General features: G+C 67.7%; 21 protein-coding genes. 8 read left to right on the forward strand and 13 right to left on the reverse strand.

Annotated elements, in window-relative coordinates:
- Positions 1-1336, reverse strand: a 1336-nt coding sequence (gene cofH / locus NKF06_RS13320; RefSeq protein WP_253245669.1) for a 7,8-didemethyl-8-hydroxy-5-deazariboflavin synthase subunit CofH, incomplete at its 3' end; no start/stop codon positions are given.
- A 109-nt stretch (positions 1337-1445) separates the two neighbouring features.
- Between cofH and NKF06_RS13325 the strand changes: the two genes are divergently transcribed.
- Complete coding sequence (locus NKF06_RS13325; protein ID WP_253245670.1) at positions 1446-1862, forward strand: DUF5518 domain-containing protein; 417 nt, start codon at positions 1446-1448, stop codon at positions 1860-1862.
- Positions 1863-1889: 27 nt separating this feature from the next.
- Here NKF06_RS13325 and NKF06_RS13330 read toward each other — a convergent pair whose 3' ends face one another.
- Positions 1890-3902 carry an ATP-binding protein gene (locus tag NKF06_RS13330; RefSeq protein ID WP_253245671.1) on the reverse strand — a complete coding sequence of 671 codons (2013 nt, stop codon included), beginning with the start codon at positions 3900-3902 and terminating at the stop codon, positions 1890-1892.
- Positions 3903-4009: 107 nt separating this feature from the next.
- On the opposite strand from NKF06_RS13330, the gene NKF06_RS13335 reads away from it, so the two are divergent.
- The gene (locus tag NKF06_RS13335) at positions 4010-4258 is read left to right on the forward strand and encodes a hypothetical protein (protein WP_253245672.1); all 249 of its coding nucleotides are present in this window, start codon (positions 4010-4012) and stop codon (positions 4256-4258) included.
- A 22-nt stretch (positions 4259-4280) separates the two neighbouring features.
- Here the strand turns inward: NKF06_RS13335 and NKF06_RS13340 are convergent, their stop codons facing one another.
- Positions 4281-5048 carry a Sir2 family NAD-dependent protein deacetylase gene (locus NKF06_RS13340; RefSeq protein ID WP_253245673.1) on the reverse strand — a complete coding sequence of 256 codons (768 nt, stop codon included), beginning with the start codon at positions 5046-5048 and terminating at the stop codon, positions 4281-4283.
- Between the two features lie 138 nt (positions 5049-5186).
- On the opposite strand from NKF06_RS13340, the gene NKF06_RS13345 reads away from it, so the two are divergent.
- Together NKF06_RS13345 and NKF06_RS13350 are read left to right on the forward strand one after the other, a co-directional pair.
- Positions 5187-6206 carry a phosphoribosylaminoimidazolesuccinocarboxamide synthase gene (locus NKF06_RS13345; RefSeq protein ID WP_253245674.1) on the forward strand — a complete coding sequence of 340 codons (1020 nt, stop codon included), beginning with the start codon at positions 5187-5189 and terminating at the stop codon, positions 6204-6206.
- A gap of 93 nt (positions 6207-6299) precedes the next feature.
- Complete coding sequence (locus NKF06_RS13350) at positions 6300-8081, forward strand: PQQ-dependent sugar dehydrogenase (protein WP_253245675.1); 1782 nt, start codon at positions 6300-6302, stop codon at positions 8079-8081.
- A 31-nt stretch (positions 8082-8112) separates the two neighbouring features.
- Here the strand turns inward: NKF06_RS13350 and NKF06_RS13355 are convergent, their stop codons facing one another.
- From NKF06_RS13355 to NKF06_RS13365, 3 genes are all read right to left on the reverse strand, one after another.
- Positions 8113-8610 (reverse strand): VOC family protein, encoded by a 498-nt coding sequence (locus NKF06_RS13355; protein ID WP_058826074.1) that lies wholly within the window; start codon positions 8608-8610, stop codon positions 8113-8115.
- A gap of 81 nt (positions 8611-8691) precedes the next feature.
- Positions 8692-9675 carry a formyltetrahydrofolate deformylase gene (locus NKF06_RS13360; protein WP_253245676.1) on the reverse strand — a complete coding sequence of 328 codons (984 nt, stop codon included), beginning with the start codon at positions 9673-9675 and terminating at the stop codon, positions 8692-8694.
- A gap of 146 nt (positions 9676-9821) precedes the next feature.
- Positions 9822-11243: an SLC13 family permease gene (locus tag NKF06_RS13365; protein ID WP_253245677.1), complete on the reverse strand. Its 1422-nt coding sequence runs from the start codon at positions 11241-11243 to the stop codon at positions 9822-9824.
- 284 nt (positions 11244-11527) lie between these two features.
- Between NKF06_RS13365 and purS the strand changes: the two genes are divergently transcribed.
- Both purS and purQ read left to right on the forward strand, forming a co-directional pair.
- Complete coding sequence (gene purS, locus NKF06_RS13370; RefSeq protein WP_004969187.1) at positions 11528-11779, forward strand: phosphoribosylformylglycinamidine synthase subunit PurS; 252 nt, start codon at positions 11528-11530, stop codon at positions 11777-11779.
- A 1-nt stretch (position 11780) separates the two neighbouring features.
- A complete protein-coding gene (purQ, locus tag NKF06_RS13375; RefSeq protein ID WP_007275597.1) occupies positions 11781-12455 on the forward strand; it encodes a phosphoribosylformylglycinamidine synthase I in 675 nt (224 codons plus the stop codon).
- Positions 12456-12897: 442 nt separating this feature from the next.
- On the opposite strand, the gene NKF06_RS13380 is transcribed toward purQ, so the two are convergent.
- Together NKF06_RS13380 and NKF06_RS13385 are read right to left on the reverse strand one after the other, a co-directional pair.
- Positions 12898-13980, reverse strand: a complete 1083-nt coding sequence (locus tag NKF06_RS13380) for an archaeosine biosynthesis radical SAM protein RaSEA (protein WP_253245678.1) — start codon at positions 13978-13980, stop codon at positions 12898-12900.
- Between the two features lie 75 nt (positions 13981-14055).
- Entirely contained in the window at positions 14056-14904 is an 849-nt protein-coding gene (locus NKF06_RS13385) for a histidine kinase (RefSeq protein ID WP_253245679.1), read from the reverse strand.
- A 135-nt stretch (positions 14905-15039) separates the two neighbouring features.
- Between NKF06_RS13385 and NKF06_RS13390 the strand changes: the two genes are divergently transcribed.
- Positions 15040-16119: a hypothetical protein gene (locus NKF06_RS13390; protein ID WP_253245680.1), complete on the forward strand. Its 1080-nt coding sequence runs from the start codon at positions 15040-15042 to the stop codon at positions 16117-16119.
- 126 nt (positions 16120-16245) lie between these two features.
- Positions 16246-18177, forward strand: a complete 1932-nt coding sequence (locus NKF06_RS13395) for an aldehyde ferredoxin oxidoreductase family protein (RefSeq protein WP_253245681.1) — start codon at positions 16246-16248, stop codon at positions 18175-18177.
- A 57-nt stretch (positions 18178-18234) separates the two neighbouring features.
- On the opposite strand, the gene NKF06_RS13400 is transcribed toward NKF06_RS13395, so the two are convergent.
- From NKF06_RS13400 to NKF06_RS13420, 5 genes are all read right to left on the reverse strand, one after another.
- A complete protein-coding gene (locus tag NKF06_RS13400; protein ID WP_253245682.1) occupies positions 18235-18861 on the reverse strand; it encodes a hypothetical protein in 627 nt (208 codons plus the stop codon).
- Between the two features lie 50 nt (positions 18862-18911).
- Entirely contained in the window at positions 18912-19598 is a 687-nt protein-coding gene (locus tag NKF06_RS13405) for a hypothetical protein (protein WP_253245683.1), read from the reverse strand.
- Between the two features lie 74 nt (positions 19599-19672).
- Positions 19673-20011, reverse strand: coding sequence for an AzlD domain-containing protein (locus NKF06_RS13410; protein WP_253245684.1), 339 nt, complete (start codon positions 20009-20011; stop codon positions 19673-19675).
- The gene (locus NKF06_RS13415; protein WP_253245685.1) at positions 20012-20707 is read right to left on the reverse strand and encodes an AzlC family ABC transporter permease; all 696 of its coding nucleotides are present in this window, start codon (positions 20705-20707) and stop codon (positions 20012-20014) included. It abuts the gene before it with no gap.
- Positions 20708-20774: 67 nt separating this feature from the next.
- On the reverse strand, positions 20775-21151 hold a 377-nt coding region (locus tag NKF06_RS13420), incomplete at its 5' end, for a hypothetical protein (RefSeq protein WP_309142133.1).

Here is a 21151-nt window from a genome sequence, read left to right on the forward strand (position 1 = left end):
CGAGCAGGGGCGTCCCGTCCGCGCGGGGGCCGAGCATCGGGCCGTGCGGGCCGTCGTCGGGGTCGATGGGCCGGCGGGTCCGGTAGTCCGTCGAGCGCTCGACCGGCCGGCGACCGATGGCGGTTATCATGTCGACGTAGTCGTCGAACGAGCGGAACTCGCCGAAGCCGCCGCCGGCACGCTTCGTTATCTCCTCGGAGAGAATCGTGCCCATGAGGTCGTCCGCGCCGCAGTTGAGGAGCTTCAGCGCCTTCGCGTTCCCGAACTTCACCCACGACGACTGGATGTGGTCGACGTTGTCGAGATAGAGTCGCGCGACGGCGACCATCAGTTCGTCCTCGTCGTCGGACGCGCCGCCGGTCACGAGGCCGCGGTCGTACAGCGGCGTGTTCTGGTGGATGAACGACAGCGGGACGAACTCGGTGATGCCGCCGTAACGGTCCTGGAGGTCCCGAATCACGTCGAGGTGGAGCACGCGGTGTTTCTCGGTCTCGACGTGGCCGTACATGATGGTCGCCGTCACGTCGAGGCCGGCTTCCATCGCGCCCTCCATCCCGGCGACCCACTCGTCGGTGCCGATTTTCCCGGGGCAGATGACCTCGCGCACCTCCGGGACGAGAATCTCGGCGGCGGTGCCGGGCGCGCTGTCGAGACCCGCGTCGGCGAGGCGGCGGTAGACCTCCTCGTAGCTCCAGTCGGTGCCGCGCTTGGCGTGGTAGGCCTCCTCGGGCGTCATCGAGTGGACGTGCGCGCCGTCGACCGACATCGCCGAGAGCTGTTCGGCGTAGCTCGCGGGGTCGGTGTCGTACGCCTCGGGCGGCTTGTAGTTCACCTCGGCGGCGGGATTGTCGTAAGATTCGAGAATCTCGCGGTGTTCCTCGTCGAGCACGAGCGCGGGGTGGAGGCCGGAGACGGACGTGACCTCGTAGATGCCCATCTCGACCGCGTCGGCGACGATGTCGCGGGACTCGGCGGGCGTCTTCGTGAAGCCGCCGTGATCGGCGTCCGAATCGGTCTCGAACAGGTGGGCGGTGTTCTTGAAGTTGCAGAACAGACAGCCGGTGTTGCAGGCCGTCGTCACGTTGTTGTTGAGGTTGGCGACGAACGTCACGTCGTCGCCGACCATCTCGGCGCGCCGCCGGTCGGCGGCTTCGAGCACGAGTTCCTTGCGTTCGGGGTCGATTCCCTCGCGGTCGGTGCCCGTCGTGATGAGTTCGACGCCGTCGTCGACCGTGAGGCGCTCGCCCGCTCGCGCCTTCGCCAAGGCGTTCTCGAACGACTGGTCTGTCTCCGGGACGTGGTCGAACCCGAAGTCGTCGTGGGCGGCACCGGTCATGCTCGTTTGAAACGCGCCACGGTCCTAAAAACGGGGCGGTACCGGAACACCGACCGCGGGACGCCGCGGCGGAGAAAGCATTAGGCCCTCCCGCCGTGTTGTGTCGGGCATGGAACATTCCCCGTCTTCGGAGACCGAATCCTCCCTCGGCGACGACCGCGAGAGCCTGCTGTTTTCGGCGCTCGTCGGCGCGGTCGCCAGCGTTGTCCTCTCGCCGCTCCCGGGGTCAACCGTCCTCGGCGGCGCGGTCGCCGGCTACCTAACCGGGAGCGACCGCGAACTCGGCGTGAAGTCCGGTGCGGTCTCCGGACTGTTCGTCAGCCTCGTCGGCGTCGTTCTCGGTATCGTCGTCTTCGGCTTCTTCAGCATCTTCGCCATCGGCGTCGGCCCGCGCGGGTTCGGTCTCGGCATCCTCGGCATCGCCATCGTCGCGCTGTTCGGCCTCGCCTTGCTCCTCGTCTACACCGTCGGCCTTGGCGCGCTCGGCGGCTACCTCGGCGCGTACCTCCACGAGGAGTTCGCCTGAACACCTCCACACCCCTTCGACCCGGCTTCAGGACTCGGTTTCGACGCCGGTGAACTCGAAACGAGCGCCGCCGGCGTCGCTCTCTCCGACCGAGACCGTCCAGCCGTGGGCGTCGGCGACGTTCGAGACGATGGTCAGTCCGAAGCCGATGCCGGCGGTGCCGGTCGAAAAGCCGCTGTCGAAGATACGCGAGCGGAGTTCGGGCGGAACGCCCGCGCCGTCGTCTTCGACGTAGAAGCCGTCGTCGAGCGCGCCGACGGTGACGGTGACGCGGTCCTGCCCGCTGTCGTCGGACCCCGAGTCACACGGTGAGCCGTGCTCGACGGCGTCACCGGACACAGTCCGGTTGTCTGTGGAACCGTGTTCTACAGAGTTCCGCATCAGGTTCTCGAACAGTTGGTGGAGCCGGCCCGAGTCGGCGACGACGGTCCGGTCGGACGCGACGACGAGCGTCGCGTCCCCTGTTTCGACGTTCTCCCAGCACCGCTCTGCGGTTTCGGCGAGGGAGACGGGCGTCGTGGCGAACGCGTCGGTTCCCTGCCGTGCGAGGACGAGCAGTTCCTCGGTCAGTGCGTTCATCCGGTCGTGCGCCCGCGCCACCGCCGCGAGGTGGTCGTTGTCGACCGCTTCCCGGGCGAGGTCGAGGTGTCCCGTGGCGACCGAAAGCGGGTTGCGGAGGTCGTGGGAGACGACGCTCGTGAACTCGTCGAGCCGACGGTTCTGGGCTTCGACCTCGCGTTCGACGTCTCGGCGCGCCGTGATGTCCGTGTAGACCGCGTATATGGTGTTCTCGCCGACCGGAACCGACCGGAGGAGGAAGTCCTTCTCGCCGTCGGCGGTTCGCCTGCGCACCTCCGTCTGGACGAAATCGCCGGCGCGGACCATCTCCGTGAGCTTTGCGGCCTCGTCGAGACGGTCGTCCGGCGCGACCACGTCGTCGATGGCGCGGCCGACGACCTCGGGTTCGTCGTAGCCGAACGTGGCCTCGAACGCCGGGTTGACCGCGCGGATGACGGACTCGCCGTCGACGAACTCCGAGTCGATGATGCAGTCGGCGCTGTTCTCGAACAGGGCGGCGTACTGGTCGCGTTCGACCCGAAGCCGGCGCTCGAAGCTGAGCCGCTGGAGCGCCGCGTTCGTGTGGGCGACGAGCAGTTCTGCGAGTTCGAGGTCGATTTCGTCGAACGCGCCGGTCTGCTCGGAGACCGCCTGAAACACGCCGAACGAGCCGATGGCGACGCTGAGCCCGGAGCGGTAGTCGCCGAACTCGGGGCGGCCGAACGCGTGGAGTTCCATGTCGACCGCGCGGTGGGACTCGCCGGTGCGGAACGTCTCGCCCATCGCGCCCGCGTCCTTCGGGACCGGTCGGAGTTCGCGGTCGGTCGGCGTCGACGACTGCGCCCGGGGGACGAACCGGTCCGCCTCGGCCTCGAAGGCGAAACAGATGTCGAGGTTCAGGATGCGCTCCGCCGCCTCGACGGTCTCCTCGTAGATGTCGTCGGCGTCGGAGGCCGACGCGAGTCGCATGGCGACGCCGTGGAGCGACGTTATCTTCCGCTCGGTGCGCTGAATCCGGCGTTCGAGCCGAGAGACGATGTCGCGCTCGGTGCGCTGGGCCTGCGAACTACGGTAGCGGGCGACCGCCGCCCGGACGCGGTCCGCGAGGCGGTCGTAGGAGATAGCATCGACATCATCGGAAACGCGGTGGACGGTCGGGTCGGCGGCGAACGGATCGGTGCCGCCGTCGTCGGTCCCGCTGGGGCCGAGGAGGACGACCGGGACGTCGGGGTGGTGGTCGCGGACGAGCGCGACGACGTCGGTGGCGGTGTGCTGGCCGAACTGCCGCGGGACCAAGAGGCAGTCGACCGTCCGGTCGTCGATGCGGGCGAGCGCGGCACCGAGGTCGAACTCGACGGTGACGGACACGTCGTGGCGGTCGAGCGCGGCCGCGACGGCGTCCGCCCGTGTGCGGTCGGGTGCGACGAAGAGAACGGACGGTGCCGTCCCCGCCGACGCCCCCGGCGAGGGAGACCGAGTCATGCACCGACATGACGGGGAGAGAGCATCAATTGATTGGTGAGTGTAACCGGGCGCTCGTGCACTCGGCCACCACCTATTTGCCGCGGGCGACGTGAACTAGTGGCCCGATGTCCGACGACACCGAAGCGGACGTGACCGACCGCGAACCGAGCGTCGAAGACGACGACGGCCACGGCGTCACGGTTGACGGCGGCGGCGACGCCGGCGCGTCGTCGCCAGAGGAGTCCGAGGAGATCGACGCCGAGCGGCCAGACGAGGCCGAGGAACCGGACGCCGAAGACGAGATGAGAGAACAGGAAGCGGCCGAGACGGAGAACGTCGACAACCACCGCGACGACGAGCCGTTCGACTCCTGACGGGGCGGCAACGCGGTCGCGTTCAGACTCGTTTGACTCGTTTTTCGACTTCGGGGAGGAACGCCGCGAGGTCCCCGCGGACGACCCGGTCGGCGCGGTCGTCGTACTGCGTTGCGTCGAAGTTGACGACGACTAGCGAGCCGCCCTCGGCGGCCCGGCCGGCGAGGCCAGCCGCGGGGTGGACCGTCAGCGACGATCCGAGCGACAGGAACACATCGGCGTCGCCGGCGAGGCGGTTGGCCTCGCTGTAGGCGACGCGGGGGAGGCGCTCGCCGAACAGGACGACGCCGGGCTTGAGCAGGCCGCCGCAGTCGTCGCACGTCGGCGGCGCGTCGCCGGCGCGGACCGTCTCGAACGCGGGGCCGGCGTCGGTTCGCGCGCCGCAGTCCTCGCAGACGACCTCCGCAGCGTTGCCGTGCAGTTCGACGACGCGGTCCGAACCGGCCTCGCGGTGGAGGCCGTCGGTGTTCTGCGTCACGACCGCGTCGAGGACACCACGCGATTCGAGGGCCGAAAGCGCGTCGTGACCGGGGTTCGGCTCGACGCCGTCGGGAAACATGCGCTCTTGGAGGCGGACGCGGTCGCGCCAGAAGCCCGCGGGGTCGTTGACGAAGCGGTCGCGGTGGAACGACGCCGGGTCGAACTCGGTCTCCCAGATGCCGTCGTCGCCGCGGAAGTCGGGGATGCCCGAGGCCGTGCTCATCCCCGCGCCGGTGAAGGCGACGGCCGTGTCGGCCTCGCAGAGTCGCCGGGCGACCCACGCGGCGTCTGATTCGAGGGCAGCGTCCATAGCCGAACGGAGGGTACAGCCGCGAAAAAGCGATACGATTCGCCCGGTGCGCGCGTTCGTGCATAAATTCGACTCGTCGCCGACCGAGATACGCACGGAAGTGGAAGGTTCTTAGTGGGATGAGTCCAGAGGACGACCATGACCAGCGTGAAGGACTTCCGCGTCGAGGAGGAGCCGACGGCGACCGACCTCGGGCGGGGCCGCTTCGTCTTCTCGGACCGCTACTCCGTGTTCGACTGGGGCGAGATGCCCGACCACGTCCCGAACAAGGGCGCGAGTCTCTGTCTCATGGGCGCGTACAACTTCGAACTGCTCGACGTGAACCACGTCCCGACCCACTACCTCGGGGTCGTCGAAGACGGCGAGGTCAAGGAACTCGGCGAGTGCGAGTCGCCGCCGACGGAGATGGCCATCGAACTCACGCAGGTGCCCGACCTCCCCCACGAGGACGGCGCGTACGACTACGACGCATACCACGAGGCCGCCGGCGACAACTACCTCATCCCGCTGGAAATCGTCTTCCGCAACACCGTCCCGGTGGGGTCGAGCCTCCGGCGGCGCGGCGAGCCCGCCGACTACGGTCTTGACGCCGACGAGTGGCCCGACGAGGCCGTCTCCCTCCCCGAGCCGGTCGTGGAGTTCTCCACGAAGTACGAAGAACAGGACCGCTATCTCTCCCGCGAGGAGGCCGACGACATCGCCGGGACAGTCGACCTCGACCGCCTCGAAGAGCTCGCGCTCGCCGTGAACCACGTGCTGACCGAGCGCGCCGAGACGGCCGGCTTCGACCACGAGGACGGCAAAATCGAGTGTCTCTACCACGACGGCACCGTCAAAGTCGGCGACGTGGTCGGCACCTTCGACGAGAACCGGTTTTCCTACGGCGGCCAGCAGGTCTCGAAAGAGGTCGTCCGCCAGTACTACAAGCGCGTCCAGCCCGAGTGGGTCGAGGCCGTGAAAGACGCGAAGGCCGAGGCCATCGAGACGGGCGAGCCGAACTGGCGCGAGAACTGCGCGGTCGAGCCCGACCACCTGCCCGCCGACATCGTCGAGGCGCTGTCGGACCTCTACTGCGCCGGCACCAACGCCTACGTCGACCACGACTGGTTCGACGCGCCGGCCATCGAAGACGCCGTGGCTCGCGTTCGGGACTTATAACCGGCCGAACGGCGGCTTTTTTCGCATTAACGGACTATTTTTGTCGAGTGTTAGCAAGTAACAAAGCAAGCGGCCAGTCTCCGTCCAGTAGGCATGAAGTCACTAGACGTGGCGAGACGACGGTTTCTCGCTTTACTCGGGGTGGGGGGAGCACTGGTCACTGGTGTCGGGACGGTCGGGGCGACCCAGCCGACACGACTCGAAGATCCGATTCCGGAGCCCATCGAGGCGGGGCCGCAGACCGTGCGCCTCGAAATGGTGGCATCCGGGCTCACGGCACCGAACTGGGGGACTGCGGTTCCGGGGTGCGACGGCCTCGCCAACCGACTCGTCCTCACCGACCAGACCGGTATCCTCTGGTCGGTGGACACCGAGACGGGAGAGAAGTCCGTCTTCGCAGACCTGAGCGAGCTGCTCGTCTCGCTCGGGGTCGGCGGCCCGGGGACGTTCGACGAACGCGGTCTCCTCGGCGTCGCGTTCCACCCGGAGTACGCCACGAACGGCCTCCTGTACACGTACACGTCGGAACCGGTGGGCGGGAGCGCGGACTTCTCGACGATGCCGGCGGGCGAGTCACCGAACCACCAGAGCGTCGTTCGCGAGTGGCAGGTTCCCGAACCCTGCAACCCTGACGCCGTCGTCGACCCGACGACCGCCCGTGAAGTGCTCCGCGTCGACGAACCGCAGTTCAATCACAACGCCGGATGCCTGAACTTCGGTCCCGACGAGAAGTTGTACATCTCACTCGGAGACGGTGGCGCAGCGGACGACCAAGGGGTCGGACACGTCCCCGGCGGGAACGGACAGGACCCGGGGAACGTCCTCGGGACAATTCTCCGAATCGACCCCCGTGGCACCGACGCCGCCAACGGCGAGTACGGCGTTCCGGCGGACAACCCGTTCGTCGACCGCGACGGGTTCGTCGACGAAATCTACGCGTACGGCTTCCGGAACCCATTCCGGTTCTCCTTCGACGCGCGGACGGGCGAGTTGTACGCCGCCGACGTGGGACAAAACGACGTCGAGGAGGTCGATATCGTCGTCGCAGGCGGGAACTACGGCTGGCGCGAAAAGGAGGGACCGCTCTGTTTCGACCCGAACGGGGCCGAGCCCGGGTTCGTCTTCGAGTGCGAGTCAGGGGACGCGCCGGCGGACGTTATCGACCCGGTTGCCGCGTACGACCACGACGAGGGAATCGCCGTCGTCGGCGGGTTCGTCTCCCGTGGCGACGAACTCCCGGCGCTTCGGGGCCGCTACATCTTCGGCGACTACTTCCATCCCGCCTCGGGAGGCGGCCGCCTCTTCTATCTCGAACGGAACGACCGGATTCGGGAGTTCCGGCTCGCCGGGTTGGACGCGCTCGGGTTTGCGGTCCTCGGCTTCGGCCAAGACGCCGGTGGCGACCTCTACGTCCTCGGCAACCAGACCGGTGTTCCGTTCGGCGACACCGGGTTCGTCATGCGAATCGCCTCGGCTACCGGAGCGCGACAGTTCCGAGCGCACCTCAGCGGTGACGAAGAAGTGCCGCCGGTCGAGACGAACGCGCAGGGACAGGCGACCGTCGCGTTCGACGACGACCGAACCGAGTTCGACTACACCCTGCTCGTCGCCAACGTTGACGACGTGGTGGCGGCACACATCCACTGCGCGCCCGACGGCGTCAACGGGCCGGTTGGGGTGACGCTCTTCGAGGGCGGTCCCGTCTCGCCGGACGGCGTCCTCGCGGAAGCGACGGTGACCGAACCGGACGCGGACAATGGCTGTGGATGGGAGTCGATAGCCGACGTGTACGACGCCGTCCAGCGCGGCGAGGCGTACGTCAACGTCCACACCCTCGGAACTCCCTCCGGCGAGATTCGAGGGCAGTTACGGTGAACTCCGCAGTGACCTCGCTCCCGTAGCACGCTCACGGCTCGATTCGCTCGTTTTTCGCCGCACCGTCGGAGTCGTAACAGACCAATTCGACGCGGTTGCCCTCCGGGTCTGCGAAGTAGAGCGACCGCCACTCGACCCACTCGTGATACGCGAAGTCGAGGTCGAGGCCGTGGTCGCGGAGGCGGGCGACTTCGGCGTCGAAGTCGGCGGGCGAGATGCTGAACGCGAGGTGGTCCAGCGTCGTGAACGTCTGGTCGATGCCCTCGTACTCCGCGTCGTCCGTTCGGTCGAAGAGGGCGAAGACGGCCTCGTGGCCGGCGTGACTCTCGCCGAGACTGAAGAACGTCGCGGTGTCGAAGTCGCCGACGGGGGCACCGAGACCGACGATGTCGCGGTAGAACGCCCGCATCGTCGGAAGGTCCTCCACGCGGAGCGCGAACTCGCCGAGTGCACGGGCGGCACCGGGACCGTTCGGCTGGCCGTCGAGGTCGGGGGTCGGGGAACCGGCCTGCCGCTCAGAGTCTGTCATGGATCCGACTGGGCGGAGAACCGAGAAAAGCGTTAGTCCGACAGGTTGCCGGTCCGGCGGTCCGCGCCGGACCCGGTGACCTCAGTCCTCGGACGGTTCGGGCGCGAGCGCCTCGCGCTCGCCGAGGGCGTCGATGATGCCGTCGACCGGGCGGTCGGGGTTCGACGCCTGCGCCTCGCGGGTGAGGCCGAGTTGGTAGCGCTCGGGGTCGGCGCTCTCGCGGAGGCTAGTGCGGCCGCGGTGGACCGACACGTCGTTGTTGAGGTGAAGCTTCACGGCTTCGAGGAGCGCGTCGGCCTCCAGCGGCTGGCCGCGCTCTTTGATGTCGTCGATGGTGGCGTCGTCGGGCACGTCGAAGGCGCGCTGGGTGATGATCGGCCCTTGGTCGAGGTCGGTCGTCACGTAGTGGGCGGTGACGCCCCCGATGCGGACGCCCTCTTCTTTCGCCTGCCGGTAGGCGGCCGCGCCGGGGAACGCCGGGAGCAGCGACGGGTGGATGTTGATGATGCGGTCCTCGTAGCGGAAGACGACGTTCGGGCCGAGGATGCGCATGTAGCGCGCGAGGACGATGAGGTCCACGTCGTACTGTTCGAGGAGGTCGAGCAGGCGCTCTTCGTTGGCGGTGCCCTTCTGGTCGCCGATGTCGTGGAAGGGGACGTCGTAGTGGCTCGCCAGCGGTTCGAGCGTGTCGTGGTTGCCGATGACGACCGAAATCTCCGCGCCGAGGTCGTCGTTGGCCCACGCCTCGAACAGCGCTTCGAGACAGTGGGACTCCTTCGTGACGAGGACGGCGATTTCGCGGGTCTCGCGGTCCGAGGGGAACCGGACCTGCACGTCGACGCCGAGGTCGTCGCCGAGGTCGGACAGCGCCGCCCGAAGCTCGTCGCGGGAGCAGGTCATCTCCGAGGTGTCGGCGTGGAGGGTCATCCGGAAGATTCCCTCGCGGACCGCCTGGTCTAAGTCCTCGACGTTGATTCCGCGCTCGAACAGCAGGGTGGTCACGTTCGCGATGAGTCCGGTCTTGTCTCCTCCGATGACCGTGATTTCGGTGAGTTCGCGAGTCATACCGTCACCTCCAGCTGTTCGAAGCTGAACATACACCGTCCTGCGTCGGCGAACGGTAAACCGCTGTCGTTCTCCGCAAGCGAATCCCTCGGGAACGACCGTGAATCACCCGCGAAAAGGAAAAGCCGACGTGAACGCGAGGCCGCCTACACCAGCGGCAGTATCGACGAGACGACGAGGACGACGACGAGACCGGTCACGGAGATAATCGTCGTCAGCGCGGTCCACGTCTTCAGCGTCTCCATCTGCGTGAGGCCGCCGATTTCCTTGACGAGCCAGAAGCCGGAGTCGTTGTACCACGAGCAGATGTTGCCGCCCGCGCCGATGACCATCACCAGATACGCGGTGTGGACCGGAAGCTGACCGGTGAGCGGGGCCATGATGCCGGCGGCCGTGAGCATCGCCGCGGTCGCAGAGCCCTGCGCGATGCGGACGATGGCGGCGATGAGCCACGCCGTCACGAGAAGCGGAATGCCGAAGCCTTCGAGTCCGTTGGCGAGGTACGACCCGATTCCGGAGGCTGCGAGGAGCGCGCCGAACGCGCCGCCCATCGCGGTGATAGCCGCGATGTTGCCGCCGCTTTTCAGCGCCTCGGTGAGTTCGTCCTCCCAGTCGGACCGCGAGAGGTCGGACCAGCGGTAGTACGTGTAAGCCGCGGCGAGCGCGGCGACGGTCAGCGCGACGTTCTTGTCGCCGATGAACGCGACGAACGGTCGGTTGTCCACGATGAACGAGACGAGCGGCTGGAACGGTTCGGCCACCGTCACGCCTTCGAGGGCGTTGACGACGGTGAGCGAGCCGACGAGTGCCACGGCGATGACGATGGGCGCGGTGGCTTCGAGGAAGTTCGGCAGGGACGACACGTCACGCTGGGCGCGCTCCTGTAGTTCCTCCGTGGTCGTCCCCATCGCGTCGCGGAGGGGGATGTCGAGATGGCGGTTAATCCAGCGGCCGTAGACGAGGCCGCCCATAGTGGCCGATGGGACGGCGACGGTGACGCCGATGAGCATCGTGGTGCCGATGTCGGCCCCGATTTCGCTGGCGACCGCGAGCGGGCCGGGCGTCGGCGGGATGAACACGTGAGCCGTCGCCGCGCCGGCCCCAACGACGACGAGGTAGAGCGCGTAGTTGTCGCCCATCCGCGCCCGCATCGACCGCGCGAGGGGAGCCATGAGGTAGAACACGCTGTCGAAGAACACGGGGATGGCGAGCACCGTACTGCTTCCCCACAGCGCGATGTCGCTGTTTTCTCTCCCGACGAGCGACTGGAAGGAGCGGACGATGCGCTGGGCGGAGCCGCTTTCGAGCATCGACTTCCCGATGATGGCGGCCATCAGGATGGGAATCCCGATGCCGGCCATCCCGTTGCCGAACGCCGTGGCCGTCCGCGTCGCCGCGTCGGCGAGCGCGAAGTCGGGGACGAACGCCGCGTTGACGAGGCCGACTGCGAACGCGGCTATCGCCAACCCGACGAACGCAGGGAGGTCTAACACGACCAGTAACAACACGACCAACGCGAGTCCGACGACGAACGTCAAGAGCGGACTCTGTGCGAACTCGATTGCCATGCGTGGGATAGCGTCTCCATCGGGGGCATAAAAATCATTATCATATATCATATATGTAATTATCTTTTATATAATTATATAAAATAATAAATGGTTGAGGCGTGTAATCAAAAGAGTTGTTGAGACGCGTCCGCGGCGCGCCGTCAGCTAGTGAGAACTGTCGCGTCCACGACGTAGCGTGGTCTCTGCCGGTGTCGTCGCCGGTTCGGAAAACAGTACACACATTCGTGTATATCAAACACGACCCAAAACCGTTTTTGCACATCACCACGCATCGCCACCTGATGACCACCTACACCGCGACGGTGACGGTGCGCCTCAAGCGTGGCGTGCTCGACCCCGAGGCGGAGACCACGAAGCGCGCGCTGGAACGACTCGGGTTCGAACTCGACGCGTTGCGCTTTACCGAACGGTACGAAGTCGACCTCGACGCGGCCGACGCCGACGAGGCCGAGGCCCGCGCCGACGAGATGGCAGAACGCTTGCTGGCGAACCCGACCATCCACGACTACGAGGTCGCGGTCGCCGAGGCCTGAGATGATCGCAGTCGTGCAGTTCGGCGGCTCGAACTGCGACCGCGACGCCGTGCGCGCACTCTCCGACCTCGGCTTCGAGGCAGAGCGCGTCTGGCACGAAGACCCGCTCCCCGAGGAGACGACGGGCATCGTCCTCCCCGGCGGCTTCTCGTACGGCGACTACCTGCGCGGCGGCGCGATGGCCGCCCGCTCGCCCATCATGAAGTCGGTCCGCGAGGCGGCCGAAGACGGCGTCCCCGTCCTCGGCGTCTGCAACGGCGCGCAGATTGGCTGCGAGTCCGGGCTCACTCCCGGCGCGTTCACGACGAACGCGAGCGCCCGCTTCCAGTGCGAACACGTCTACCTCCGCGTCGAGAACGCCGACACGCGCTGGACCGCGGCGTACGAGGAAGGCGAGGTCATCGAACTCCCCATCGCCCACGGCGAGGGTCGCTTCGAACTTGACGCCGAGCGCTACGAGGAGCTCGAAGCCGACGACCGGATTCTGTTCCGCTACTGCGACGAGGACGGCAACGTCACCGACGAGGCGAACCCCAACGGCTCGCTCGGCAACGTCGCGGGCGTCCTCGGCGACAGCGAGTCCGTCGCGGTGCTGATGCCGCACCCCGAGCGGGCGTCGCTACCGCAGCTCGGCAACACCGACGGTCGGGGTGTGCTGGCGGGCTTCGAGGGATAGGGTATAAAAAGACCGTCCGCCGCGGTGGCGGGCGGCACGGGGTCGGTTGGCGAACGTAGCGGCGTACACGATGAGCGATGTTGGAGTGTCGAGGTTTCCGACCCGCGTACCGCGTGCTATGGGGCGAGAGCGCAGGGAGCGTCCGTGGCGATCCACGCCTCGGCGTTCTCCTCTTCGCGAATCTCGAACCACCCATCCGCGTAGTAGACGGTCTTGTACGTGTGTTTCGTCATGATGGCGGGCGGCTCGGATGGACACGTCCGAACCACCGAATATGACAACGACTCACACCCTCTTTGATACGAATATCCTATCCAACGGTTAGGAACCTGTTACTTTCGGATAGCACCCCCTAACGCGGCCGAATCGGTGAAAACGAAGCGAGATAGTGGACGAACGGTCGGAGAGTCGTGGACGAAGCGAAGTCGGCGAGTGCGCGGGCTTACTTGACCAGCGGCATGTTGTAGCTCGTCTCGCTGTCGAGGACGAACTCCCACGTCGCCTCGCAGTCGCAGGACACCTGATCGAAGACGCTCGGGTCCTGCCGGAGGTTGAAGTCCTTGACCGCCTTGAACACGAGTTCGTCGCAGTCGCCGCAGTTGTGCGCGCCGCGCTCTTGGCCGCCGCCGACGGGGTCGGAGACGACGATGGCGTCCACGTCGGCCGTCTCGCGGAGCGCGTCGGCGACCGACCAGAGCCACGGCGGGCGGTAGCCGCCGTTGAAGAACAGTTCGTCGACCATCGTGTAGCGCTGGACGTTCGTCGGGTTCATCGAGACGGTGTGGCAGTTGTCGACCGCCGCACACCGGCGGATAGAGGACTTCATGTCGTCGAGCGCCTCGGGTTCCGAGAGGAACGGCGGCTTCATCAGGAGGTACGCCTTGACGCCGCCGCCGGCCGCGGCGGCTTCCTCGCAGGCGTCTTCGAAGTCGGCAAAGTCGAAGTACTTGTTCACACAGTCGTGGCGGACGCGGTCGGTGGCGGTTTCGAGGCCGATTGCCACGTCGGTTTCGAGGCCGCGGTCGGTGAAGTCGGCGAGTTTCTCGCGCGTGACGAAGTCCGGGAGCGACTCGACGACCATGCGCTCGCGGTCGGCGAACGTCTCGGCGATGGCGTCGCGGGTCTCGGCGGGCACCTCGCGCTCGTCGAGGAACGAGCCGGAGGTGTAAATCTTGATGAGACCGGCCTGCTCGCCGTCGTCCATCTCCTCGGCCTCGTGGTCGAGACAGACCTGGATCTGGTCCATCAGCGCCTCGTGGGCGACGGTGCCGCCTTCGACGGACTCGGCGACGTAGCCGCACATGGTACAGCCGCCGGCGCGCGCCCACCGGCAGCCGCCGGTGTTGAGAATAATCGTCAGCGAGTCGTAGACGCCGTCGGGCGTGTTGTCCTCGTCTATCCACACCCGGGTGGGCTCGTGGGGGTCGTAGGTCTTCTGCTTCCGCGAACGGATGTCGCGCATCACCTTGTTGTGCGCGTCCATCCCGCGTCCCCGCTCGTAGACCTCGGGGCTCGGCTTACTCATTGGATACCCGTATCGGACGGGCGCGTAAAGCGGCTTCGTCTGGCTTCGGCGGCGGGCGGCGGCGGCCGCCGACCCTCACATGTTCCGCGAGATGTAGCGGTCGATGTCGGCGACGAGCGACGGGCGGAACGTCCAGTAGCCCTCCCAGCGCTTCGGTTCGGTTTCGAGCGCGAGGAGAGCGACGGGTTGGCCCGGGCTCACACCGTCGATATCTCGCCCGTCGCTCGGAGTCTCCTTGTCGATCCCGTCGTCCGACTCGACCGCTCCGACCGGCCCACCCTCCGGCGGCGTGTAGACGACGAACCACGAGTCGTAGAAGTCCTCGGTGTAGCCGCCGTGGGTCAGGAGGTCGGAGTTAGACGGCGGGGTCCAGTCGGGAATCCCGTAAATGTGGGTCTGTACGTCGGTCGACGCGACCTTCTGGTAGACCGCTCGCGTCCCGCGCTCGTCTTCGATGCGGGAGAGCCGCTGGAACGACGACCGGAGCCGGCCGTTGCGGGCGCGCCACGCGTGCCGCTCGATGTATCGCGAAATCGCCACAAGCAGCAGTTTCTCCTTGTCGGACTCGGGATAGCCGCGGAGGGAAAACGGCACGTCGTCGAGCCGCGTGAGCACCGACGGGAGTTCGAACTCGTCGAGCTTCGTCTGGCCCGTCTTGTAGAGGTCCGAGTTCACGAGGAGGACGGTGTTCATCACCTCCTCCAGCGGCGAGGTCGCGACGGCCTCCTGTCCCTCGGGCGTCTGCTCGGTGAGCACGACCACGTCGTCGCCGTGCGCGTCGTCCGACAGTTCGTCGACATCGACCGGCTGGTCGGCGAACGTGGTTTCGAGCATCCGCTGGACGGGGTCGGGAGCCGAGCGATTGACCACCGAAAGCGACCGACTCGCGGCGTCAATCGCGCCGAGAAAACTGTCGAGTCCCATCTGGTTCGTGGAAACGACTGACCCCCGACGAAATAGCTGTTTTGGAGGTCGGAGCCGCGACCGGCAGCGGCGACGACGGTCGAACGCGGCACCGCAGCGACAGACGTTCATATGCGTCGCCCCCGTAGGTGGCCCATGGAGCGCCGCACGCTGCTCTCGCTTCTCGCGGGCGGCCTCACCGGGGTCGCCGGGTGCGGGACGCCCGAGGGCGAGACGGAGACGCCGACCCCCGAGGAGGGGACCGACGCACCGACCGAGACGCCGACGGCCGACGCGCGCGTGGAGCGGTCGCTGACGCTCTGGAACCCGACGCCGGACCCGGTGTTCACGACCGTCGTCGGCGTCCGCGGCGACCGCGACGTGTTCTTCGAGAACCGCGACCTGCTCCCCGGCGAACGGACGGCGCTCTCGGTCGCCGTCCCGACCGGGGAAACGGCGGTGCTCGTCGAGACGGACACCGGCCTGCGGGCCCGGTCGGGATGGGTCGTCGACGCGGCGTTCGAGGGGCTGGAGGTCGTCCTCGGTCGGGATGGCGCGGAGTTCTGGCGGACCGTCTCGTGCGACGCCCGAGGAGAGTGTTCGCTCGCGGCGGCAGTCCCCGACGACGGGCCGAGGATCGACCTCCCGCTCGTCGGCGACGGCTCCGCGCGGTGGTACGCACCCGCGGGCGTCGTCGTGGAGAACCCCGGTCCCGAGACGACCGCTCGACTCCGCATCGACCTCGGGGACACGGTGCTCGTCGATCAGGCGTACCGGGTCCCGTCGGGGGCGAGGCTATCGATTCCGGTGACGTACCGAAGCGGAGACTACCGCGTCGCCGTCGAGACCGATGAGCGACGCGTCGAGACGGGGTGGCCGGTGCCCGACGAGCCGACGAAGTACATCGACGTGTCGAGCGGAGCGACGGGCTGTGGTCCGGCGAACACGACGCTCACGGTCGCCAACCGCGACGACGAACCGCACCGGGTCTCGCTCCGGGTCGACGCCGCGAGCGGCGGCGAGTCGTTCGACCGCGTGCTCGCCCTCGACCCCGGCGAAGTCCGCGAACTCGTCCCCGTGACGGCCTCCGGAGCGCACGCCCTGTCGGCGACCCTCGAAACCGGGGCGGCGGTCTCGGGAACGTGGTGGTCGTGCCCGCCGCGCGGCCCCGCGAGCGTCGTCGTCGATGCCACCGGAACCGTCTCGTTGCGGGTTGCCGGCCCGCAACCGGGATAAGTCGCACGGGTTGCCGCAATCCCCTGACGGTTCCGCGTCGGTCCGCGACGGGGTAACCTCGAACAGTTACATTGAGGTGGGAATCACTAACCCGACAGCGGCCGTATATAATCAACGAGGATTACAATGACTGAACTCGGTGGTTATCATGACAGGGTCGCTCGGGTGGACCTGTCATCCGGCGACATCGCGTACGAGGGAATCGACGACGAGGACGCGCGGAAGTACATCGGGGCCCGCGGCCTCGGCGTGAAATACGTCTTCGACCAGGGACCGGACGTGGACCCGCTGGGGCCGGACAACCTCCTCGCGTTCATGACCGGCCCGCTCACCGGCACGCAGACCGTGATGAGCGGTCGAATCGCGGTCGTGACGAAATCCCCGCTCACGGGGACCGTCACCGACTCGCACCACGGCGGCTGGAGCGGCGCACGACTCAAATGGTCCGGCCTCGACGGCCTGCTGTTCACGGGCAAGGCCGAACACCCGAGCTACGCCATCGTCGAAGACGGCGAAGTGACGCTCCGCGACGCCCGTGAAATCTGGGGCTGGGGCGTCCACGACACCATCTCCGAACTCGAAGCCGAAGTCGACGGGAGCCTCGGCAAGAACCTCTCGATAATGGCCATCGGCCCCGGCGGCGAGAACGAGGTCAAGTTCGGCTGTATCGTCAACGAGGACGACCGCGCGTCCGGCCGCGGCGGCACGGGCGCGGTCATGGGCTCGAAGAACCTCAAGGCAATCGTCGTGAAGTCCGGCACGCGGATGCCGAAACCCGCCGACGCCGACACGTTCAAACAGGGCTACCAGCAGGCGATGCAGCTCATCCGCGAGTCCGAGGTCACCGCGCCCAACGAGGGCGGCCTGTCGCTGTACGGGACGAACGTCCTGATGAACGCGGGCGAAGAGCTCGACGGCCTCCCGACGAAAAACGGGAAGTACACCTCGACCGCAGCGATGCGAGACGCCGAGGGCGCAGACATCGACTCCGAACGCGTCTCCGGCGAGAACGTCCGCGAGAACATCCTCGTCGACGAGCCGACGTGTCACTCCTGCCCGGTTGCCTGTAAGAAGGAAGTCGAGGTGTCGGTGATGCACAAAGGCGAGGAGCTGAACGTCCGCGGCGAGTCCTACGAGTACGAGTCCGCCTACGCGCTGGGCCCGAACTCCGGACACACCGAGCGCGACGAAATCGCCGTCATGATCGACCGCTGTAACGACATGGGCGTCGACACCATCGAGATGGGCAACATGATGGCGATGGCGATGGAGATGTCCGAGCAGGGCAAGCTCGACGGGCTGAGCGAACAGCTCGACTGGGGCGACACCGAGCGCATGATCGACCTCATCACCGAGGTCGCGAACCGCGACGGCGACCTCGCAGACGCCCTCGCGGAGGGCGCGAACGGCCTCGCCGAGCGCTTCGACGCCCACGACAACTCGCTGGCCGTCAAGGGCCAGACCATCCCGGCGTACGACCCGCGCTGCATGAAGGGCATGGGCATCGGCTACGCCACCTCGAACCGCGGCGCGTGCCACCTCCGCGGCTACACGCCGTCCGCCGAGATTCTCGGCATCCCGGAGAAGCACGACCCCCACGAGTGGCGCGGCAAGGGCGAGCTCGTGGCGCTGTTCCAGGACATGCACGCCATCTCGGACTCGTTCGACATCTGCAAGTTCAACGCGTTCGCGGAGGGCATCGAGGAGTACGTCCTGCAGTACAACGGCATGACCGGCCGCGACGTGACCGAAGAGGAACTGCTCGAAACCGGCGACCGCATCTACACGTTAGAGCGGTACTACAACAACCTCGCCGGCTTCGACGGCTCCGACGACTCGCTGCCGGGACGCTTCGTCGAGGGCGACGAGGCGATGCCGGGACAGGGCGCGTCTGAGGGTCAGCTGTGCGAACTCGACGAGATGAAAGAGGAGTACTACGCCCGCCGCCAGTGGGTCGACGGCGTCGTCCCCGACGAGCGTCTCGACGAACTCGGTATCGACATCGGCCCCGGCACGGGCGTCTCCCGCGGCGACTCGCCTGCACCCGCCGACGACTGAGCCGACGACTGGAACGACCACCCGGTCCGACCCGGTCGCGGTCGACACCCACTCGACTCACGCATTTTTCGACCGATTACGAACCCCAGTAGCGGCGAGTCCGCCGACGAGCGCCGCGGCGGCGACGACGCCGAGTCCGATGAACGCCGTCGGAGAGACGAGTGGGAAGTCGACGACCGGCCCGACGAGGTGGAACGCGGCACCGACGACCGCCGCGCCGACGGCGAGTCGAACCGAACCCTCCCCGCGGTACGTTCGCGCCCCGACGCGTCCGAGCGCGAGGCCGTAGGCGACGAACGGAAGTTCGTACACCCAGTAAACCACCGGGAATCCGCCGCCGGCGAACGTATAGAGCCGGTAGTAGTCGCCCTCGTAGACGACAGCGTACAACCCCTGTCCCGGGGCCGTGTAGTCGCTGTAGAAAAAGCGGTCTGGCCAGTCCTCGTCGCCGTAGACGATGTGTGAGCCGTCTGGCGATTCGATGGCCTGCCGAACCGCATCCTGTGCGTCGGCGTCGAGTTCGTCGTACCGAAGCACGGGCGTCTCGTCTCGGACCTGCGACGCGTCGATTTTCGACGCCGAGAGAGACACCTGCTCCGACCAGTCGGCCATCGTCACCGGCGCGCCGACGAGCGAGACGGCGACGAGGAGCGCGAAGACCGATGCGACGAGTCGCCGGGACATAGGCGTTCCACGTTGTCAGATCGGTGAATATCTTCTGGGGCCGACGCCGACTATCGGAACGGGGAGAGCGACGCCACCGCCCCGCCGAGGCCGCCGAAGACGACGCCGAACACCAGTCCAGAGAACGCCCCCCAAAGCGGGAGGCCGACCGAGTCCCCGTCGAGGTCGGTCGGGTGGAACCCGGTCGAACCGATGCGGACGAACCCGTCCGCGTTCGGGGGCACGTCGCCGAGGCCGACGCGAGCGACGAGCGCGGCGACGGCGACTGCGGCGGCGAAGCCGAGCGCGACCGACGACCCCGTGACGAATCCCTCTGCGGGGCGTCGGGACCACGCCGCGAGGCGCGCTGTGACGATGCCCGCGAGGAAGACGCAGGCGGGCGGCAGTGCGCCAAGCCAGTACCACGAGTCGGCCGCGCCGTCGAACCCGTCGACGAGGTTTCGGAGGACGACCGCGCGACTGGAGCCGGTCGTCTCGACGAGTCGAACGGGCAGGCCCATCGCGCCGCCGAACGTCCAGACGGGGACGAACACGGACGGGACGGGTTTTCCGGCGGTCATCTCGGTCGCGGCGTCGAGCGTCGAAAACGAGCCGTCGGTGGCGAGGGCGAGCCAGCCGGCGACCGCGAGCGTGCCGGCGACGAACGCGGCGACGCCGGCGGCGAACCCGGTCGGGAGAAGGGCGCGACCCTCGTCGTCGCGGGGGAGTGAGTAGAGACGCGGGAGCGAGGAGGGCATGCGTGGGGTCGTGGTCGCCCACGAGACGAGTATCTTGGGGGAGGCGACGGGTCAACGAACAGGGCTGGCGGCGCTCAGACGACGAACCGGAGAACCCAGAGCGCGCCCATGCCGACGAGGATGGTCGCGAGCACGCGCTCGGTGTACCACGCGGCGAGCGCGGCCAGCGCGCCGGCGATGAGTTTCTCGTTGCCGACGGAGACCGCGAGGTCGCCGGTGGGCGCGAGGAGCGCGGGGAAGACGAGCGCCGCGAACACGGCCGCGGGGACGTACTCAAGCGCCGACTCGACCGCCGGCGGCACGTCGTCGATGCGGCCGAACAGGTAGATGAACGACCCGCGGATGGCGAACGTGAGGACGCCCGCGAGGGCGATGACGAGCCAGACGGTCGCCGAGTCGTAGCCGGTCGGCATTCAGGCATCGCCTCCGAGGGATTCGACGCCGAGGCCGGCGAGGACGCCGACGACGGCCGCGACGATGATGTCGAGGTGGAACGGGACGCCCGCGACGACGACGCCGGTAGCGACGAGGCCGCCGACCAGACACGACGCGCCGGACGCGCGGTCCTTCAGCGTGGGGACGAGCAGGGCGAGAAAGACGAGCGGTGCGGCGAAGTCGAAACCCCACTCGGGCGGGAGCCCGGAGCCGAGCAGCGCGCCGGCGACGGTCGTCACCTGCCAGACGAACCACAGCGACGCGCCCGCGCCGACGTAGTACGCGAAGCGGTCGGTCTCGCCGTCGCGGCCGTAGCGGGCGATAGAGACCGCGTACGCCTGGTCGGTCAGGAGGTACGACGCGAGCGCCTTCGACCGGGCGCTCAGGTCGCGGAAGTACGGCGCGATAGAGGCCGAGTACATCATCGTCCGGAGGTTGATGACGACCGCCGTGCCGACGACGATTGCCAGCGGCGCGTCCGCGCCGAGGAGTTCTATCATGGCGAGTTGTGACGCGCCCGCGAAGACGAGACTGGAAAAGCCGAGGGCGTGCGTGACCGACAGCCCCTGTTCGACGGCCGCGACGCCCGCGACGAGGCCGAACGGCGCGATACCGAGTTGGAGCGGCCCCGCGGCCCGGACGCCGTCGAGGAGGTCGGAGGAAACGGTTGGCATCTGTCGGTAGCAGGTCGCGGCCCCCGAAATAGCCGTCTATCGTCGGGCGGTTTGCCGGCTTTTCGGCCTACCGCCTGACAACGGCGACCTCACGGATTTCGAGCGCCGTCTCGAACTCGTCGCGGCGGTCGGCGTCCGCGCCGACACGTCGGAGGTGTTCGGCGTGCGCCCGGCGGACCGCGTCGACCTCGCGGTGCGAGAAGTCGAGGTCGAGTCCCTTCGTGTCCCAGTGGCCCAGCGGGACGAGAAACACCGCCGTCTCGTCGTCCTCGTGGACGCATTCGAACCCCTGTGCGTACTCGGTCGCCCGCCCGTCGAGGTACGCCTGCGCCCGGTCGAGCAACAGCGGGAGGCTGCTTGCGGGGACGCTCGCCTTCGCGGCCGCGAGCATGATGGCCGTGCCGTCGATGGCACCGCGCGGGGCGCGTCGTCGTCGCCGTCCGG

The sequence above is a fragment of the Haloferax sp. AB510 genome, from assembly GCF_024136985.1.
Classification (GTDB): Archaea; Halobacteriota; Halobacteria; order Halobacteriales; family Haloferacaceae; genus Haloferax.